The 18,371-nt window shown below is 37.8% G+C and carries 19 protein-coding genes; 17 read left to right on the top strand and 2 right to left on the bottom strand.

Annotated elements, in window-relative coordinates:
- Positions 1 to 40 precede the first annotated feature (40 nt).
- The 8 genes from pepV to DZB84_RS08345 all read left to right on the top strand — a co-directional run bounded on the left by pepV (position 41) and on the right by DZB84_RS08345 (position 7,330).
- Positions 41 to 1,450, top strand: a complete 1,410-nt coding sequence (pepV, locus tag DZB84_RS08380) for a dipeptidase PepV (RefSeq protein WP_116351811.1) — start codon at positions 41 to 43, stop codon at positions 1,448 to 1,450.
- Positions 1,451 to 1,697: 247 nt separating this feature from the next.
- Positions 1,698 to 2,666, top strand: a complete 969-nt coding sequence (locus DZB84_RS08375) for an NERD domain-containing protein (RefSeq protein WP_116351810.1) — start codon at positions 1,698 to 1,700, stop codon at positions 2,664 to 2,666.
- A gap of 77 nt (positions 2,667 to 2,743) precedes the next feature.
- Complete coding sequence (gene thpR, locus DZB84_RS08370; protein WP_116351809.1) at positions 2,744 to 3,313, top strand: RNA 2',3'-cyclic phosphodiesterase; 570 nt, start codon at positions 2,744 to 2,746, stop codon at positions 3,311 to 3,313.
- A 14-nt stretch (positions 3,314 to 3,327) separates the two neighbouring features.
- Positions 3,328 to 3,717 (top strand): CidA/LrgA family protein, encoded by a 390-nt coding sequence (locus DZB84_RS08365; RefSeq protein ID WP_116351808.1) that lies wholly within the window; start codon positions 3,328 to 3,330, stop codon positions 3,715 to 3,717.
- Positions 3,714 to 4,400: an LrgB family protein gene (locus DZB84_RS08360; protein WP_116351807.1), complete on the top strand. Its 687-nt coding sequence runs from the start codon at positions 3,714 to 3,716 to the stop codon at positions 4,398 to 4,400. The genes DZB84_RS08365 and DZB84_RS08360 overlap by 4 nt, the downstream gene beginning before the upstream one ends.
- 15 nt (positions 4,401 to 4,415) lie before the next feature.
- A complete protein-coding gene (locus DZB84_RS08355; protein WP_116351806.1) occupies positions 4,416 to 5,159 on the top strand; it encodes an NERD domain-containing protein in 744 nt (247 codons plus the stop codon).
- 270 nt (positions 5,160 to 5,429) lie between these two features.
- Positions 5,430 to 6,365 (top strand): diacylglycerol/lipid kinase family protein, encoded by a 936-nt coding sequence (locus tag DZB84_RS08350; protein WP_116351805.1) that lies wholly within the window; start codon positions 5,430 to 5,432, stop codon positions 6,363 to 6,365.
- 176 nt (positions 6,366 to 6,541) lie between these two features.
- Positions 6,542 to 7,330 carry a phosphotransferase family protein gene (locus DZB84_RS08345; RefSeq protein WP_116351876.1) on the top strand — a complete coding sequence of 263 codons (789 nt, stop codon included), beginning with the start codon at positions 6,542 to 6,544 and terminating at the stop codon, positions 7,328 to 7,330.
- Here the strand turns inward: DZB84_RS08345 and DZB84_RS08340 are convergent.
- A complete protein-coding gene (locus tag DZB84_RS08340) occupies positions 7,325 to 7,603 on the bottom strand; it encodes a YtzH-like family protein (protein WP_116351804.1) in 279 nt (92 codons plus the stop codon). The genes DZB84_RS08345 and DZB84_RS08340 overlap by 6 nt on opposite strands.
- Before the next feature lie 462 nt (positions 7,604 to 8,065).
- On the opposite strand from DZB84_RS08340, the gene trmB reads away from it, so the two are divergent.
- Positions 8,066 to 8,710: a tRNA (guanosine(46)-N7)-methyltransferase TrmB gene (gene trmB, locus DZB84_RS08335; protein ID WP_116351803.1), complete on the top strand. Its 645-nt coding sequence runs from the start codon at positions 8,066 to 8,068 to the stop codon at positions 8,708 to 8,710.
- Positions 8,711 to 8,814: 104 nt separating this feature from the next.
- A complete protein-coding gene (locus tag DZB84_RS08330) occupies positions 8,815 to 9,660 on the top strand; it encodes a YtnP family quorum-quenching lactonase (RefSeq protein WP_116351802.1) in 846 nt (281 codons plus the stop codon).
- Between the two features lie 39 nt (positions 9,661 to 9,699).
- Here DZB84_RS08330 and DZB84_RS08325 read toward each other — a convergent pair whose 3' ends face one another.
- Complete coding sequence (locus tag DZB84_RS08325; protein WP_116351801.1) at positions 9,700 to 10,008, bottom strand: PepSY domain-containing protein; 309 nt, start codon at positions 10,006 to 10,008, stop codon at positions 9,700 to 9,702.
- A gap of 169 nt (positions 10,009 to 10,177) precedes the next feature.
- Here DZB84_RS08325 and DZB84_RS08320 point away from each other — a divergent pair, with 169 nt between their 5' ends.
- The 7 genes from DZB84_RS08320 to murC all read left to right on the top strand — a co-directional run bounded on the left by DZB84_RS08320 (position 10,178) and on the right by murC (position 18,245).
- Positions 10,178 to 11,251 carry a M42 family metallopeptidase gene (locus DZB84_RS08320; protein ID WP_116351800.1) on the top strand — a complete coding sequence of 358 codons (1,074 nt, stop codon included), beginning with the start codon at positions 10,178 to 10,180 and terminating at the stop codon, positions 11,249 to 11,251.
- A 60-nt stretch (positions 11,252 to 11,311) separates the two neighbouring features.
- A complete protein-coding gene (locus DZB84_RS08315) occupies positions 11,312 to 11,827 on the top strand; it encodes a DUF84 family protein (RefSeq protein WP_116351799.1) in 516 nt (171 codons plus the stop codon).
- A gap of 139 nt (positions 11,828 to 11,966) precedes the next feature.
- Complete coding sequence (locus DZB84_RS08310) at positions 11,967 to 12,464, top strand: hypothetical protein (RefSeq protein WP_116351798.1); 498 nt, start codon at positions 11,967 to 11,969, stop codon at positions 12,462 to 12,464.
- A 98-nt stretch (positions 12,465 to 12,562) separates the two neighbouring features.
- Positions 12,563 to 12,877, top strand: coding sequence for a thioredoxin family protein (locus DZB84_RS08305; RefSeq protein WP_116351797.1), 315 nt, complete (start codon positions 12,563 to 12,565; stop codon positions 12,875 to 12,877).
- A 53-nt stretch (positions 12,878 to 12,930) separates the two neighbouring features.
- Positions 12,931 to 13,728, top strand: a complete 798-nt coding sequence (locus DZB84_RS08300; protein WP_116351875.1) for a DUF1444 domain-containing protein — start codon at positions 12,931 to 12,933, stop codon at positions 13,726 to 13,728.
- An 83-nt stretch (positions 13,729 to 13,811) separates the two neighbouring features.
- Entirely contained in the window at positions 13,812 to 16,613 is a 2,802-nt protein-coding gene (locus DZB84_RS25545; protein ID WP_116351796.1) for a DNA translocase FtsK, read from the top strand.
- A 333-nt stretch (positions 16,614 to 16,946) separates the two neighbouring features.
- Positions 16,947 to 18,245, top strand: a complete 1,299-nt coding sequence (murC, locus tag DZB84_RS08290; RefSeq protein ID WP_116351795.1) for a UDP-N-acetylmuramate--L-alanine ligase — start codon at positions 16,947 to 16,949, stop codon at positions 18,243 to 18,245.
- Positions 18,246 to 18,371: the final 126 nt, after the last annotated feature.

Genomic DNA, 18,371 nt, shown 5'->3' with positions numbered 1-18,371 from the left:
ATTTGATTTTTATTTTGATCATTTTGTAAGGAGAATTCAGATGGAACAGATTAACTGGCATGAAGAAGTAGAGAAACGTAAAGATCAACTTATTAAAGATACCCAGGATTTCTTGAAAATAAAAAGTGTCCTTGATGAGGAGAATGGAACCCCGACTGCACCATTTGGGGCTGGGATTGATGAGGCACTTCATTATCTATTGGAAAAAGGTAGCGAGGATGGTTTTACCTCGAAAAACCTTGATGGATATGCTGGCCATCTCGAAATGGGCTCTGGAGAGGAATTAATCGGGATTTTATGCCATATTGATGTTGTGCCAGAAGGAGATGGCTGGTCCAGTGATCCATATGGCGCAGAAATTCATGATGGAAAAATGATTGCCAGAGGTTCATTAGACGATAAAGGACCAACAATGGCTGCGTATTACGCGATGAAAATCATTAAGGAATTAAATCTTCCGCTCTCAAAGCGTGTACGAATGATAATTGGAACAGACGAAGAAAGTGATTGGCGTTGTGTTGAGCATTATTTCAAACACGAAGAAATGCCGACAATGGGCTTTGCACCCGATGCAGATTTCCCAATCATTTATGCAGAAAAAGGAATTGCAGATTTTGACCTTGTTCAAAAATCTCAGTCATCTTCAGTTGCTGAGCTTCAATTGGCGTCATTCAACTCAGGTCGTCGTTATAACATGGTTCCGGATTTTGCCGAAGCGAAGCTTGAAGGGAAAGGCAATTTGCAGGAAATGGTGAATGAATTTCAGGCGTTTTTAGACAAAAACTCATTAATGGGACGAGGCCTTTGTGATGAGGACACCGTTGTTTTTGAATTAGAAGGTGTGTCCGCACACGGAATGGAGCCCGACCATGGGAAAAACGCTGGTTTATATTTAGTATCCTTTTTACAAGGGTATTCATTAGATGAACAAGCAAAGCAGTATTTAAGTATGGTGACTGAGTATTTTGTAGGAGATTCCAGGGGAAGAAATTTAGGTGTTGCTTATAGTGACGACATCACAGGTGATTTAACCATCAATGTCGGAAAGCTTGCTTACACGAAAGCAGATGGTGGAAGCCTTGGTTTAAATCTGCGTTATCCAGTAACCAATGATATGGATGGTACGAAAAAGAAAATTGAAGAGGTATGTGAGAAGATTGGGTTCGAACTTGTAAATTACAGCAATTCTTCACCTCATCATGTCGATAAAAATCATCCATTAATTCAAACCCTTCAAAAAGTGTATGAAGAACAGACAGGCGAAGAAGCGACATTAGTTTCAATTGGTGGAGGTACCTATGCAAGATCTTTAGAAGCAGGCGTTGCGTTTGGACCATTGTTCCCAGGACGACCTGATGTTGCCCACCAAAAGGACGAGTTTATTTTAGTAGAAGACTTACTAAAAGCTACCGCTATCTATGCACAGGCCATATATGAACTGGCAAAATAATTGAGGAAGTTAGTGGCCCGCCATGGATGGCGGGCTTTTGTATTTTATTTTTGCTAAAATCGATAGAATCAAATAAAATCGATAGAACCGAAATAAAATCGATAGAATCAAATAAAATCGATAGAACTCAAATAAAGCCGATAGAAATTTTCATGCCTAATTTTTATAGAAAACTTCGTGTGAAATTTAAAGGAGTTTAGCTGTTTATGTAGAAAAAAGAGATATCGATAATAAAGGAGTTTGTTAAATGATCAAAAAAGAATTAGAAATGCCACTTAGATTACGAAAAATGGAGGCGCTTCTAAGAAGAGTCGATGAATTTCATCCCAAATATGCAGAAATTCGTGAGGAATTCAGAAAAAGAATGTCAGGATACCGAGGCGAGCAATCCTTAAAGTATTATTTAAGCTTTTTAAAAGAGAAAGACTATCTAACTCTCCATAATTTACGTCTTCCAGATATCTCCGGTGAGCATTTCTTTGAAATAGACATCCTTCTAATGGGTCCCACGTATATCTTAATCATTGATGCTAAAAATTATCGTGGAGAGCTTTATTTTGACGGGATGTTTGAACAATTGATTCAAACAATTGACGATAGAAAAAAAGCATACTCCTGCCCAATTGCACAAATAAATAGACACCAGTTGCAGTTTAGGCGTTTGTTACAACAATTAAAATTCCCCCCAATCCTAAGCGAAAGTTTAGTTGTTTTTACAAATCCATGTTCTATTATTTCTGCAAGTGAAGGTTACAATCAAATTTACAAGGTCATTAAAAGTACCAGTTTTCTTTCAAGAATAGAACCATTTGAAAAGAGACATAGAAAAATAATTTACGATAAAAAACAACTTCAAAAATTGTCAAAATCACTTTTGAAAAAACATACTCCATTTGATGGAAATATTTTTAAACAATTTGGGATAGATATAAAGGATATAATTAAAGGGGTAGCTTGTCCGAAGTGTGGCAAACTCCCTATGTATAGAACTGAAAGGCAATGGCATTGCAAATACTGTCAACACTCCTCAAATAAAGCTTATCTCCAATCAATAATTGACTATCAATTAATCATTAGCAACACAATTACAAACAGCCAACTAAGAGACTTCTTAAATCTCTCATCTCCAACGGCAGCTAGAAATATTTTGTACTCTCTTCAATTAAAACACACTGGCACTAGACGTCACCGAGTTTATTTCTTCAACGAAATCTAATCCCTCACCTTAAGTTTCCCTTTACCCGTAAGTTTGCTAAAATGATACAATAAATACTGTTAAAAAGGGGCTTTTATATGGAGCAGCAAACCCATTATTTTCTTGCACTCGCACTCCCAGCCGAGACAAAAGAGTTATTACACAAATGGCGAGAAATGCTGGAACCTAGGCTAAAGTTCAAGTCTTGGGTTCATCCTGAGGATTTACATATTACGCTTGCTTTTTTGGGAGGGCAGGCTTCATTTAAACAACTTACTGACATTAAAAAGCAAATGCCCGAAATCGCAAAGAAACATGAACGTTTTACGCTTCAAATAAATGAATTGGGCACCTTTGGAAAGTCAGATTCTCCCCGAATCCTATGGGCAGGAGTAGAGGAGAGCGAGAAATTACGTGCACTAAGGCAAGATGTGTATGGAGCGTGTACAGATTTGGGCTTTTCCCTTGATAAGCGATCATTTACTCCGCATATTACAATGGCACGAAGATGGAAATCGGAAAATCTATTTTTGCCCACACAACTGAAGGGTATCGTACAACCTAAGGAAGAAAAATCAATCTTTGAGGCGGAGCATTTTGTGTTATACCAAACCCATTTGAACCGCTCTCCAAAGTATCAGCCGTTATCTATCTTTTCATTGAAATAAAAGGGGAACTTTCGATGAGATTTGTTAAGATTTTTATTCAGATTGCGATTTTGTATCTGGTTTATTGGCTAGGGACCTTGATTCAAGGGCTTTTACATACAGCCATACCGGGAAGTATTATTGGCATGATTTTGTTGTTTTTATTGTTGCATACAAAAATCGTCAAAGAAAAATGGTTAGGGGATGGAGCACAATTTTTGCTCACCTATTTAGCCCTTCTCTTTGTACCGGCAACCGTTGGGATCATGGATTACTTATCCTTTTTTAATGGTAAGGGCATTATCACGGTAGTCATTGTATTATTGAGTACATTTCTTGTTATGCTGATCTCCAGTGTAGTTGGTGAAAAAATTGCGACTAGGAAAAAGCAAAGCAAGGATCTCGGGGAGGGTTACGGGGCATGAATATCGTTTTAACAATTGCTTCCGTCATTGGTACGATTGTTATTTTCTTATTGATGACAAGGCTGTATAAACGAGTAACTCATCCATTACTAGTACCCATTGCGACGACTACTTTTGTCATCCTTATCTTCTTACTTATTTTCTCCATACCATATGAAACATATATGTTGGGAGGAAAATGGATTGATGAACTGCTTGGACCTGCTGTGGTAGCATTGGCCTATCCTTTATATCAAAATCGAAAATCTTTAAAAGCATTTTTCATGCCCATTATAATAGGTGTCTTTGTAGGCTCTACTACTGGAATTGCTACAGGGCTTTATTTTTCAAAAATAGTAGGAATCGATCCTAAAATCATACTTTCCATTTCTCCAAAATCAGTTACGACACCGGTTGCGATGGATATCGCTAGTGTAACAGGTGGAATCCCTGCACTAGCGGCCGTCTATGTGATGATTGCCGGAATTTCGGGTGCCATGTTTGGTCCAATCCTATTAAAATGGGTCAAGGTCGATCACTTTGTTGGAGTGGGTTTAGGATTTGGGACCGCATCACACGGAATTGGTACATCACGAGCATTGGAAATTGGCACAAATGAAGGAGCAATTAGCTCGATTGCGATGATATTAAGCGCGGTTTATACGTCAATTATATTGCCGATGCTGGTTTCTTTTTTCTTATAATGAGGTGTAATAAAGTTGGGACAATTAATCAAACTGCAAGATTATATTTCACGATATGAGGTGGATATGTTCCGGTATCCCGGACAGTTTATCCGCCTAAAAAAGCAACAATGGGGTAAGACGAAAGATAAAAGTACAGATGCCCTCGATGAGCAGAAGCAACAATTTCTGGACCAGATTTTTGAATTTCAGTTGAAGTGGGCAAGCTCTACCATTCGAGAAAAATCATATGTCGACAGGGAATTTTACCATGATCCGAATTTAAAATATTTTCTTCAAAGGTTTCCAGACACCAACCTGATTCTATATAAACCTATTTTTAAATTAAAAAATGCACCTGTTGAAGTGGAGATTATTATCATCAGCCCCACTACAACCTGGTTAATTACAATCCTAGAAGGTGAAGAAAACAGTGTGTTTTTAGGCTCAAATGAACGGTTTTGGATAGAAAAAAGGGGTCGCCATGATAAAAAAGTGTTATCGCCAATGATTGAACTTGATCGCATGGATGGGATTGTCCGCACGATTTATTCTTTATATGGTATTGAACTACCGATTCGAAAAGTAATCTTGAATCGGACTGGCTTCTTTGATTTTCCACTTGTTCCTTATGACATAGAATTAGTAGAAAAGAGAAATTATGAAGAGTGGTTTACCTCTTTAAGAAAAATGAGTTCTCCATTAAAGCACATGCAATTAAAAGCTGGCAATGCTTTACTGCAATACTGTCAGACAGTTTGTGTTCGTAGAATGGACTAGGGTGCATTAGCATCCTTTTTTCATGGTCTAAGAAATTATAAAATTTATCGTTGTGTATAACTTTTAATGAATGTATCCAAGTCCAGCTCCAGCGCCTAGCCCCTCTCTGGTCTAGCCAATCTGACAAGAAGGATAAAATACATCCTTCTCGCCAGCTTTTCTTATGCTTGTCGGGGCTGATCAAGGCGCTTACGCTTTTATTCTATTGCCTTCTTTAAGGATATAAAATACTATTAAAGCATGTATGTCGAATTTTCTAGAGGATAAACTATGAAACTATTCATTTTTATTGTGAATCAAAAGGCAGGTAATGGAAAGGGATTAAGGGTTTGGAACAAGCTTAAGCAAGAACTTGAAAAGAAAAAAATCGATTACCGATCTTTTTTTACAAAATACCCGAACCATGCAGCGGAATTAGCACGACAAATAGGTTCTATGTTTGAAGACAAGGTCGAGGCTGTAATTGCTGTTGGTGGGGACGGTACGATTAATGAGGTTGTAAATGGGATGGTGTATTATCCTGAGATAAAAGTGGGCTATATCCCTGCAGGATCTGGAAATGATTTTTCAAGAGGATTTAATGTTCCAAAGTCCCCATTAGACGCACTGACCTTCATCGTTCGGAATAAGGCAAGTAAGGGAAAATGGTTTGACATTGGAAAATGTAAGATCCGAGGTAAATCGAATAGCTCTTATTTTGTAAGTAGCTTAGGTACAGGCTTTGATGCAGCCGTTTCAAAGCTAACAAATGAATCGAAAATGAAAAAGTACTTAAACAAAATACATATGGGGTCTATAGCCTATGTTGGCGCTCTAATACGCCTTCTTTTTACCTATCGCCTTACAAATGTCTCGTTACACATTGATGGCAAAGACTATCAATATGAGAATGTTTGGTTTGTAACAGTATCAAACCAACCATTTTATGGAGGGGGTATGAAAATTGCCCCAAAGGCAAATCCAAAGGATGGTTTTTTTGATATAACAGTTGTTCATAATCTTTCAAGAGTAAAGCTGTTATTTGTCTTTGTAACTGTGTTTTTTGGCGCACATACAAAGTTTGAAGAAATTGCTCAACATAAAGGAGCAAACATTAAGGTAGAATCAGATGAGAAAATACTAGTGCATGCAGATGGTGAATTAATTGGACAAACTCCTATACAGGTGGAAGTCCAACATAGGAAACTTTCCTTTATGGTAAAATGATCCTAATTGGTATCATTTACTAGTGTTATATTTCCTATTATTTATAACAGAAACGTTACTTTTTCTTGACTTTAATTGTAATTGAACGCTAAAATTTAGTAAGATAGCTATTGTTATATAGATCGTCAATAGCTGTCATTTTTTTTTAAGATTTTTTAGGAAATGTTGTGTTGAAATTGGAGATAAACTGGCTTACATACGTATTAGGCAACGAGTGGGAATTCTCCCCAGCGGGTGGTTCAACGGGAGACGCGTATTTTGCCCAATTGAATGATAAAAAAATATTTCTAAAAAGAAATTCGTCCCCATTTCTGGCCGTCCTTTCAGCAGAGGGAATTGTTCCAAAGCTAATTTGGACAAAGCGTCTAGAAAATGGCGATGTTGTGACTGCACAACAATGGCTTAGTGGGAGAGAACTAAAACCAGTCGATATGTATGGTGAAAATGTAGCAGGGTTGCTCAAAAAAATTCACCAGTCGAATGAGCTTTTAGATATGCTAAGACGTATAGGGAAGAAGCCTATAGAAGCAAAGGATGTCTTGCAAGATGTTGTACGCAAATTACATCCTGATTTACGAAAAATGAATATTGTGAACAAAGCCATCGAGTTCTTAGAGAAAGAAAAAGATAATGTTAAGACAGACCAAATCGTCGTTTGCCATTCAGATGTCAATCATAATAATTGGTTATTATCAGATGATGATGAACTTTATTTAATTGATTGGGATGGCGCAATGATTGCTGACCCAGCAGTTGATATTGGTATGCTTTTACATTGGTATATAAAAAAAGAAGACTGGCCAAAATGGATCAGTCTTTACGGAATGGAACTAACGGATCATTTACTTCTCCGTATGAAATGGTATGTCGTTGCACAATCCCTACATCTCTTAGGCTGGTATCAGTTGAAAAATAAGGAAAAAGAAGTTCTTCATTGGCTGCAATATTTAGAGAAGTTGTTATGAGTATTGGTCAATATCAGATATCCACTGGCTGATTTGGTTTTGATGCGATTCGATATGGTTATCAAGATGTTGGGTATATTGTCCTTGTTGACTATAAGAATAGACATCGGTTAATACCTGTTTTACGCTCTGGTCAATGTTCGGGTTTGCAATGAGTGATTGAATTAATCGGCCTAATTGCTCACACTCAGCAACTGTACCACAGCAATCCATTTGATGATTAGATAGGATATCCTTTAAAATATCCATTTGATGTGTATAATCTAGAGGCATTAAAAACACTTCCTTTTTGATGTTGTCTATATACTACATTTCCATGAAATGACCTTTTTTATACGATGTAAACTCAAACTCACAATGCATGGGTTTGAGTTTTTTAACGACAAAGTAAGCTTGCACGAATTCTTTGGACATGTTATTCTTTTGTGCGATACAACTAAAGTGGATGTTCAAAAAGTCCGGTAAAAATGACACATCTATATTGGAACTTCGACTAACTGCCGACACGTCCTGTGTCGAACGTCGAAGTCACCACATCCTGTGGAAGCTCGTTGGCTTGCTTTTCCGTTCCTCACGTATTATTTTCATACGCTCCGGTACTCAAAGCTGCACCGCCTCGAACTTTCGACGCACAGGATGTGCTAGTGCCGGCGACGCCACAGGACGTGGCGTTTTTAGCCGGCGTGGTCCTTTTTATCCTCCTTTTTGAACACGTATTTAAATGAGGTGGCAATCATGCGTTTACGCAATAAACCGTGGGCGAAGGAAAAATTAGCATCATACCCACAGTACGTAATCGATAATCCAGTTGAACATAAAGGAAGCTGGAATCAAATTTTTGGAAACAATAATCCGATTCATATAGAAGTAGGTACTGGAAAAGGTAGATTTGTGACAGAAATGGCAAAAGCTCATCCTGATATCAACTATATTGGGATTGAATTATATGAAAGTGTGATCGTTTCTGCGTTAGATCGTGTAATTGAAGCAGAAATTCCGAATATCAAATTGTTGAATCAAAATGCAGCAAACCTTAGGGACTTTTTTGAAAAAGGTGAAATTGACAGGGTATATCTTAACTTTAGTGACCCTTGGCCAAAGACCCGTCATGAAAAGCGTCGCCTAACCTACAAATCATTTTTAAAAATGTATGAGGACATTCTAGTTGATGAGGGAGAAATCCATTTTAAAACGGATAATCGAGGGTTATTTGAATACTCGCTTAGGAGTTTTTCGGAATATGGACTTCTTTTGACATTTGTAAGCCTTGATTTACATAAATCTGATTTTGAAGGAAATATCATGACGGAGTATGAAGAAAAGTTTTCCGAGATGGGGCATCCCATCTATCGTTCGGAAGTTCGATATCAGAATAAATAACCATAACTTATCCCATGAACCATTCGGTTTATGGGTTTTTTATTTTATAATATTCTTAATAATGATAAAATGAAGGCAGCATACCAAGAGGGGTGAGGAAAAGAATGGAGCAGCTAACAATAGGTGATATTACACTTACTTGGCTTAATGGCGGAGTAACAAATTTAGACGGTGGAGCTATGTTTGGTGTTGTCCCAAAACCACTATGGTCCAGAAAATATCCACATAATGATAAAAATCAAATAGAGCTTCGAACCGATCCAATTCTTGTCAAAGTTGGTACAAAAAATATTTTGATTGAATCTGGGATTGGTAATGGGAAGCTATCGGATAAACAAAAGCGGAATTTTGGAGTGCTTGAGGAGTCTTCCATTGATCAATCATTGGCAGAACTTGGGCTATCAACAAGCAATATTGATCTTGTCCTAATGACTCATCTTCACTTTGATCATGCATGCGGCCTTACAAAATGGGATAATGGTAAATTAGTTCCGACTTTTGAGAACGCTATCATTTATGCTTCTAATGTGGAGTGGGAAGAAATGCGAAATCCAAATATCCGTTCAAAAGCGACGTACTGGAAGGAAAATTGGGAAGCAATTCAACACCAAGTAAAGACATTCTCAGGGCAGCTAGAGGTTGTTGATGGAATTACAATGGTACATACAGGTGGGCATAGTGATGGTCATTCCATCATCTTATTTGAAAGCCAAGAGGAAGTGGCGATTCATATGGCTGATATTATGCCAACTCATGCACACCAAAATGTATTATGGGTGTTGGCATATGATGATTACCCAATGAAATCAATTGAGCAAAAACAAAAATGGATGGAAAAAGGTCTTGAAACAGAGGCATGGTATGTTTTTTACCACGATGCTTATTATCGAGCAATCAAATGGAATCAATCGGGAGAAATAATTGATTCTTTGAAAAGAGTCCGTAAATAATAAAAAAGCTTATAAGGTCTTCTTATAAGCTAATCTGTTTTATAGAGGGTTCACCTCTAAAATAGAACCTGTTTTTGCATCCATCACGAATTCATATTGGTGGCTTTCTTGATTTAATTTACGGGAAATGCCACCTTTATACACTTGATACTGAATTCCTGACTTTGAGAAATCTTCAGGATTCATTTGAATCCAGGACCCATCAATGGGACCATTTTTTTTGAAAGCTTCTTTTGCGATTTTTAATGCTTTGTCACCTGGAATCAAGGAGTCACTTAGTGCTTCTTTTAGCAGAAGAGCACTAACAAAACCGACACCAAAGCCAAGTAGAAATTTATTCCAGCTCATTTTTTCCCTCCTAAACGAACTTAATTCTTACCATAAGTATAACTAGATTTTATAAAAATCGCTATGTTCCCTATGGTAACAAAAAAACAATTTCGATATACTAAATAATGTACATAAATAGAATCAAACATAAAAACGCCACGTTTTTAAAACCGGAAGGAGAATAACAGTGAAACAGGATACACTAGAGCTATTTAAAACGTTAACAGAGCTTCCCGGAGCTTCAGGAAATGAACACCAGGTAAGAAAGTTTATGCGCTCTCAGCTAGAAAAATACTCAGATGAGGTTGTACAAGATGGCTTAGGTAGTATTTTTGGAGTACGTCGAAGTGATGCTAATGCTCCAACAGTCATGGTTGCAGGCCACATGGACGAAGTTGGATTCATGATTACTGCCATCACTGAAAATGGGATGCTTCGTTTCCAAACACTTGGTGGTTGGTGGAGCCAAGTGCTTTTAGCACAAAGAGTTCAAATTATTACAGACAATGGTCCTGTTATTGGGGTAATCGGTTCAATCCCACCACATCTTCTAGAAGAAAGTCAACGCAATAAACCAATGGATATTAAGAATATGCTCATTGATATTGGTGCTGACGATCGTGAAGATGCGATTCGTATTGGAATTAAGCCTGGTCAGCAAGTTGTACCGATTTGTCCATTTACACCTATGGCAAATGAAAAGAAAGTTTTAGCTAAGGCATGGGATAACCGTTATGGCTGTGGACTTTCCATTGAGTTATTGAAGGAATTACAAGGCGTAGACCTTCCAAATACACTTTACTCTGGAGCAACTGTACAAGAGGAAGTCGGTTTAAGAGGAGCACGGACTTCTGCAACTATGATCAAACCTGATATTTTCTTTGCACTTGATGCAAGCCCAGCTAATGATATGTCAGGAGATAAAAATGCCTTTGGTAAACTTGGACACGGTGCTTTGCTTCGTATTTTTGATCGGTCCATGATTACACATCGTGGAATGCGTGAATTTGTTTTGGATACTGCTGAATCAAATAACATTAAGTATCAGTACTTTATTTCTCAAGGTGGAACAGATGCTGGCCAAGTTCATCTTGCAAATGAAGGTGTGCCATCGGCCGTTATAGGTATTTGTTCACGTTATATTCATACACATGCTTCAATTATTCATGTTGATGATTATGCAGCTGCAAAAGAATTACTTGTTAATCTAGTAAAGTCATCAGACCGTACAACTATTGATTCCATTCGTCAAAATGGGTAATAATATGTAAACGTGCTCGGCATTTGCCGAGCATTCATTATGGAAATGAGGTGTTTTTTGATGTTACAAGTTGCAATAGGTACGAAAAATCCTGCAAAAGTAGATGCAATTATAAATGGATTTGCTGGTGTTGAAGCAAACTTCTTCCCTACTTCCGTACCCTCAGGTGTATCTGCCCAGCCTTTTTCAGATGAAGAAACCATTCGGGGGGCAATCAATCGTGCAAAATCTGCTCTAGAAAAAGAAGGTACCGGCCTTGGGATTGGACTTGAGGGTGGCGTTGTCGACTCCGAATTTGGGTTATTTTTATGTAATTGGGGTGCAATCACTGACAAGAACAATGAACCAATCATTGCTGGTGGAGCTAGAATTCTTCTGCCTGATGAGATTGCAGAGGAATTAAAAAAAGGCATTGAGCTGGGAGACGTCATGGCGGAATTCACAAAACAAAAAGACATTCGCAGTCATGAAGGTGCAATTGGTATTTTTACCAATCACTATGTTAATCGAAAAGATATGTTTACCCATGTCGTCAAACTCCTAGTCGGCCAATATACATACAGGAAAAATAACTAAAAGTCCTTTCATTAAAAATGGTACTTATTACATATTGATTAAAATTATAAGATTAGTCTTGCAACCTAGAAAATAATAGGTTTATTATAGAAAATAGAGAAATAGAGGTAAGTCTACCTGTTTAAGGGGTGAGAGAAAATTGAAACGAGGAAAGGTCCTTTTTCTAACCTTATTATTATTAGTAGGACTTTTGGCAGGTTGTGCGTCAGTTGAAGATGAATCAAAGGAAACAATTTCAACTGTCGAAACGGCATTTAACGCCCAACCTGAAAAAACAAATAGTGAGAATGGGGATGTATCCTTTTATCTACCTGCTACTATGAAAATAGAAAAGAAGGATGAAAATAACGTAATCCTTCAAAAAGGAAATCAAACCTTTATTTTATTTGTAAATCCAAATGAAGAACGAACCAGCGATGCTCTGTATAAGGAAATCGACGCAGAGAAATTTATGGTCGATCAAACCTTTAAAGACAAAGAACGATATGGATATGTAAAAGCATACAAAATCGAGGACAAGCTTTACATTGTAACTGTTGGCATAGGCGGTATAAAAATGACAACAGAAGTGAAGGTAAGTGAGATCTCGGAAAGTGCTTCAGAGATGATGAAAATTGTTTCATCCGTTCAGTATTAAACGTGCGCTAAAGCCCCACTACTTGGTAGGGGCTTTTATTTGTTTTTAGACAAAGAATATATGATAATAAGTGCATATGGAATTTGGAGGTTATATACATGAAGAAACTTGAAAATATAGATCAATATCAAGAGATTATCCAAAACGGAAAAACCATTCTAATGTTCTCAGCAGATTGGTGTCCAGATTGCCGTTTTATCGACCCATTCTTACCTGAAATTGAAAGTTCATTCCCTGATTATACATTTTACTATGTAGATCGTGATGAATTTATTGATTTGTGTGCAACCTTAAATGTGTTTGGTATTCCTAGCTTTGTGGCGTATGAGAATGGAAAAGAAATGGGCCGATTTGTAAGTAAAGACCGTAAAACGAAGGAAGAAATTGAACAATTCATTAATGAGCTCTCTTAAGAAAATAGAAGAGAGAGGAGAATGTTTCTATGGACTCAAACAATAGAAGGAAAATGGACTCGAAAAAATTAAAGAAAATCATTCAAGATAAACTTGCACAGCATAACTGGCAATTTTCTTTCGATCCTAAAAAGGATACATTACGCATCGAGGATAAGGAAACGAAAAGAGGAACAACTATTACCCTTCCTGGGATTGTAGCAAAATACCAAGAAGAAGGCCAAGCAAGTCTTGATGAGGTTATTTATTATATTGAAGAATCCTTAATGGTTATGAATACTGAGCTTGAGCTTGAAGGAAAAGAAAAAAATATTTTTCCTGTCATTCGCTCCACCTCGTTTCCAACTCAATCAAATGATGGGGAAGATTTAGTGTATGATGATCATACTGCAGAAACAAGAATTTATTATGCACTGGATTTAGGAAAAACATATCGTTTAATTGATCAGGGACTACTTGAAAAAGAAAATTGGAAGGTTGAACGGATTCGTGAAATTGCAAGATTCAATCTTCGTTCACTGGATGTTTCGTATAAAACGGATGAGGTTGCAGGAAATACCTTCTATTTTATCAATAAAAATGATGGGTATGATGCAAGCCGTATTTTGAATGATGCATTTTTACAAAAAATGAGTCAGCAAATAAAAGGTACGATGGCAGTAGCCGTACCACATCAGGATGTTCTGATTATAGTGGATATTCAAAATGAAACGGGATATGACATTCTTGCACAGATGACCATGAGCTTTTTTGCAAGTGGACGTGTACCGATTACAGCACTTTCATTTTTATATGAAGCTGGTGAGCTTGAGCCAATATTTATCCTTGGGAAAAATCGACCAAGAAAATAATCTACTAAATCAAAAGTCGCTAGGAAAACTAGCGGCTTTTTTGTTACAATAAGGAATAGAATTAAAATGGAAGAGTGATAGTTGTGAATTGGATAAAAAGATTACTACATTTTTTTAAGGCGGACGATGAAGATCCAATTGAAATAAATACGACTCAAATCCGACAGAATAAACATATTGAGGCAAGAGTTACATATGAATACCCAAAGGGGAAATTCAGGTTTCCAGTCATTCCTGATCAAGAAATCAGAAAAACTGAAAAGGTGCAGAGAAGGCGGACTCAACAAACTAGTACCTCACAACCAAAAAGGAATACGAATCCTAAACCCGTTGTTAAGGTACAGGAGAAACAACCTTTTCGGCCAACTGAAACGCCTTCCCCAGTATATGGTCTAAGTAAGCCAAAGCCTCATGAAACAATAGAGTTTGAACTTCCTTTAACACCTATCACGGATACAGAATCAATTGCTAGGGCATGGAAAGAAGCACAAGAAGAAGTTGCTCCTACAATTCTACAAACGGAGCAAGTGAAACCTGAACTTCAGATTGTTTCCGATGTAGAAAAGCAGCAAAAGGTTGTCAGCTTTGCGAACCAACTAATAAGGGAAGAAGAAGCTAAGGAAGAACTAGATTATTTGGAGCCATATGTCCAAGATTCTATTAGTGAGGAAACACCAGTACAGGTTTCGACCCGAGATTCTATTAGTGAGGAAACACCGGTACAGGTATCAACCCAGGATTCTATTAGTGAGGAAACTTCAGTACAGGTTCCCACTCATGATTCTATTAGCGAGGAAACACCGTTCCAGGTTTCAACCCGAGATTCTATTAGTGAGGAAACACCAGTACAGGTTTCAACCCAAGATTCTATTAGAGAGGAAACACCGGTACAGGTTTTTACCCAAGATTCTATAAGTGAAGAAACACCGGTACAGGATTCAACCCGAGATTTTATTAGTGAGGAAACACCAGTACAGGTTTCGACCCAAGATTCTAATAGCGAGGAAACCCCAATACTGACTTCTACCACGGAAGTGCCTGATGTTTCTATTGAACCGAATGTGATTGAACAAGATATGGTAGAAACTGAAAGTATGGTAGAAGAACCACAGCAACCTACTGATGATACGGATATTATGGAAGTAAGTACAGAACATAAAGCGGAAGTAAACGAGGATTCCGTTGAAGTGGATGAGGCTGATCCACACGCTGAACAAATACAGAGACAAGAACAGATAAATTCAGAGCCGAGAAGGTCCCATATTCCTTTTAATGTTTTAATGTTTAAAAAGGATAAACAGAAATTGTCGCAAAAGGAAACGAGACAAGTAAGTCAGCCAGATGCTAAAGAGCCTACTGAATCTGATAAAAAACAGGAACAACCGATTCTGCAGGAAACATCTACAGAAATGGAACAAGCCAAACAGCAGGAATTGGAATTACATTCACCAAACGAAGAGCTAATCTCAAGCTACTCGTTTCCGGGGCTTTCTTTTTTAAATGCACCGCCTGCCGAGCAGCACGATGACAGTCAGTGGCTTTTGGAACAGAGAAATATTCTTGACCAAACACTTCGAAATTTCAAAGTGGGAGCAAAAGTCGTGAATGTCACTCAGGGTCCGGCTGTTACTAGATTTGAAGTACATCCTGAACCTGGGGTGAAGGTGAATAAAATAACAAACCTAACAGATGATATAAAATTGAGCTTAGCTGCGAAGGATATTCGAATTGAAGCGCCGATTCCAGGAAAAAACACAATTGGAATTGAAGTCCCGAATAAAAAAAGCAAGCCTGTGCTTTTAAAAGAAATTATCCAAAGCTCGGAATTTACATCGAATAAATCCCCATTAACCGTGGCTATGGGTCTTGATATTTCGGGTAAGCCAATTGTGACGGATTTGCAAAAGATGCCACATGGATTAATCGCCGGTGCGACTGGTTCTGGTAAAAGTGTCTGCATTAATGCGATGCTTGTAAGTTTACTTTATAAGGCTTCTCCAGATGAAGTAAAGCTACTCTTAATTGATCCGAAAATGGTCGAGCTTGCGCCATATAATCATATTCCTCATCTTGTGAGTCCTGTTATTACGGATGTGAAGGCGGCAACGGCTTCTCTTAAGTGGGCAGTTGAGGAAATGGAAAGACGATATGAACTATTTGCTCATACCGGAGTTCGTGATATTGGCAGATATAATGAGATGGTGAAAAAGCATGATGAAAAAAGCGGAAAGCTTCCATACCTTGTTATTATCATTGATGAGTTAGCTGATTTGATGATGGTTGCACCAGGAGATGTCGAAGATTCCATCTGCCGAATTGCTCAGAAAGCAAGAGCGTGTGGAATCCATTTAATTCTTGCGACACAACGACCATCTGTTGATGTCATCACTGGTTTAATTAAGGCAAATATTCCAACACGTATCGCATTTTCAGTTTCTTCCCAGGTGGATTCTAGAACAATTATTGACTCTAGCGGGGCAGAAAAGCTACTTGGTAAAGGGGATATGCTATTCCTTGAGAATGGCTCATCTAAGCCATTTCGTGTCCAAGGAAATTTTGTTTCCGATGATGAAATCGAAGCTGTTGTTGATTTCGTGAAAGCAGAAATGAAACCAAGCTATATGTTTGAGCAAGACGAGCTTTTAAAGAAGGCTTCCATTTCAAATGACGAGGATGAGTTGTTTTTAGAAGCATGTGAGTTTGTATTAGAACATGGGGGAGCGTCTACCTCAAGTGTACAACGACGATTTAGAATAGGCTATAATCGTGCAGCGCGTCTCATCGATATGATGGAGGAGCAGGGGATTATCTCGGAATCTCGTGGTAGTAAACCACGTGATGTGTTAATTACGGAAGAGGAACTTGCTGAGTTTTATGAAGGCTGATAACTTTTGTTATCGGCCTTTCGTTTTTTTAGTTAAAAAAGCCCTAAAACTACATAGCGAAAGGTTATTTCTATGCTCCAACGTTCATAATAAGGGTAACTTATCCCACACTGGTTCTTAGTATGTGGGACAAACTACATATCTTCGACGAATTTCTAGTCATTTTTTCGTAATGGTCTTAACCATTGATTAGTGCTATAATGAAAAAATGTGAGATGATTGTATATTACATAAAATTCATTAGCACCAATCTCAAAATCATGGGTACAATTATCAAAACTAGATGAATTTCATATACTGTCTTACAGATAGACATTGTTGGAGGTTCTTTATATGACAGTTTACCACTTCGTTGGAATCAAAGGTACTGGCATGAGTTCATTGGCACAGATACTTCATGACATGAATTATGAAGTTCAAGGGTCTGACCATGAAAAATTTTATTTCACACAAATGCCCTTAGAGGCACGAGGAATAAAGATATTGCCTTTTAATGAGGACAATATTCATGAAGGTCTGACGGTTATTGCCGGGAATGCCTATCCTGATACACATGAAGAAATAGCAAAAGCAATTGAAATGGGCCTACCTGTTATTCGATACCACCGTTTCCTAGGTGAGTTTATGAAACAATATACGAGCGTTGCTGTAACAGGCTCCCATGGAAAAACTTCTACGACTGGCCTACTTGCACATGTGTTGCAGGGAGCAGAGCCAACTTCTTATTTAATTGGTGATGGAACTGGGGTTGGATCCGAGAATAATAAAAACTTTGTGTTTGAAGCATGTGAATACAGACGACATTTCTTAAGCTATCATCCTGACTATGCGATCATGACAAACATTGATTTTGACCATCCAGATTATTTCGCAAATGTTGATGATGTATTTAATGCTTTTCAAGAAATGGCACTTCAGGTGAAAAAGGGAATTATTGCATGTGGAGATGATGAGTATCTTCAAAGCATCCAAGCGAAGGTTCCAGTTGTTTTCTATGGATTTGGTGAAGAAAATGATTTCCAGGCACGTAATATTAAAAAGAGCACAGAGGGTACGACCTTCGATGTGTTTGTACGTAATACATTTTTTGCTACCTTTTCAATCCATGGATATGGAAACCATAATGTATTAAATGCTTTAGGTGTGATTACACTCTGCCATTATGAAAATATTGATGTGTCCATTATTCAAGAGCGTTTATTAAGCTTCCAGGGTGTGAAGAGAAGATTTTCCGAAAAGCGAGTGGGAGATCAAATCTTAATTGATGACTACGCACATCATCCGACAGAAATCAATGCAACTATTGAGGCGGCACGACAAAAATACCCTGATCGTGAAATAGTGGCGATTTTCCAACCACATACGTTTACAAGAACACAGACATTTTTAGATGACTTTGCGACAAGCTTGGAAAAAGCGGATCAAGTATATCTTTGTGATATTTTTGGCTCAGCTCGCGAGAATAAAGGGGAACTTTCAATTGTTGACTTACAAGGTAAGATTCCTGGGGCTGAATTAATTAAAGAGGATAATACTTCTATACTTAAAAAACACGAGAACAGTGTGTTGATTTTTATGGGAGCAGGAGATATTCAAAAATTTCAAGACGCATACGAAAAGGCTTCTGTTTAATCAAAAAAAGACCTTTGCGATTCATTTCGCAAAGGTCTTTTTTTTCTTATGTCCAGCTCCAGTGCCTAGCCCCTCGAGGTCATAAGCCAATCCGTCAAGAAGGATAAACTGCATCCTTCTCGCGCC

This window comes from Bacillus sp. HNG, assembly GCF_003400205.1.
GTDB lineage: Bacteria > Bacillota > Bacilli > Bacillales > Bacillaceae_L > Ferdinandcohnia.
This window is presented reverse-complemented; position numbering and strand designations above follow the sequence as displayed.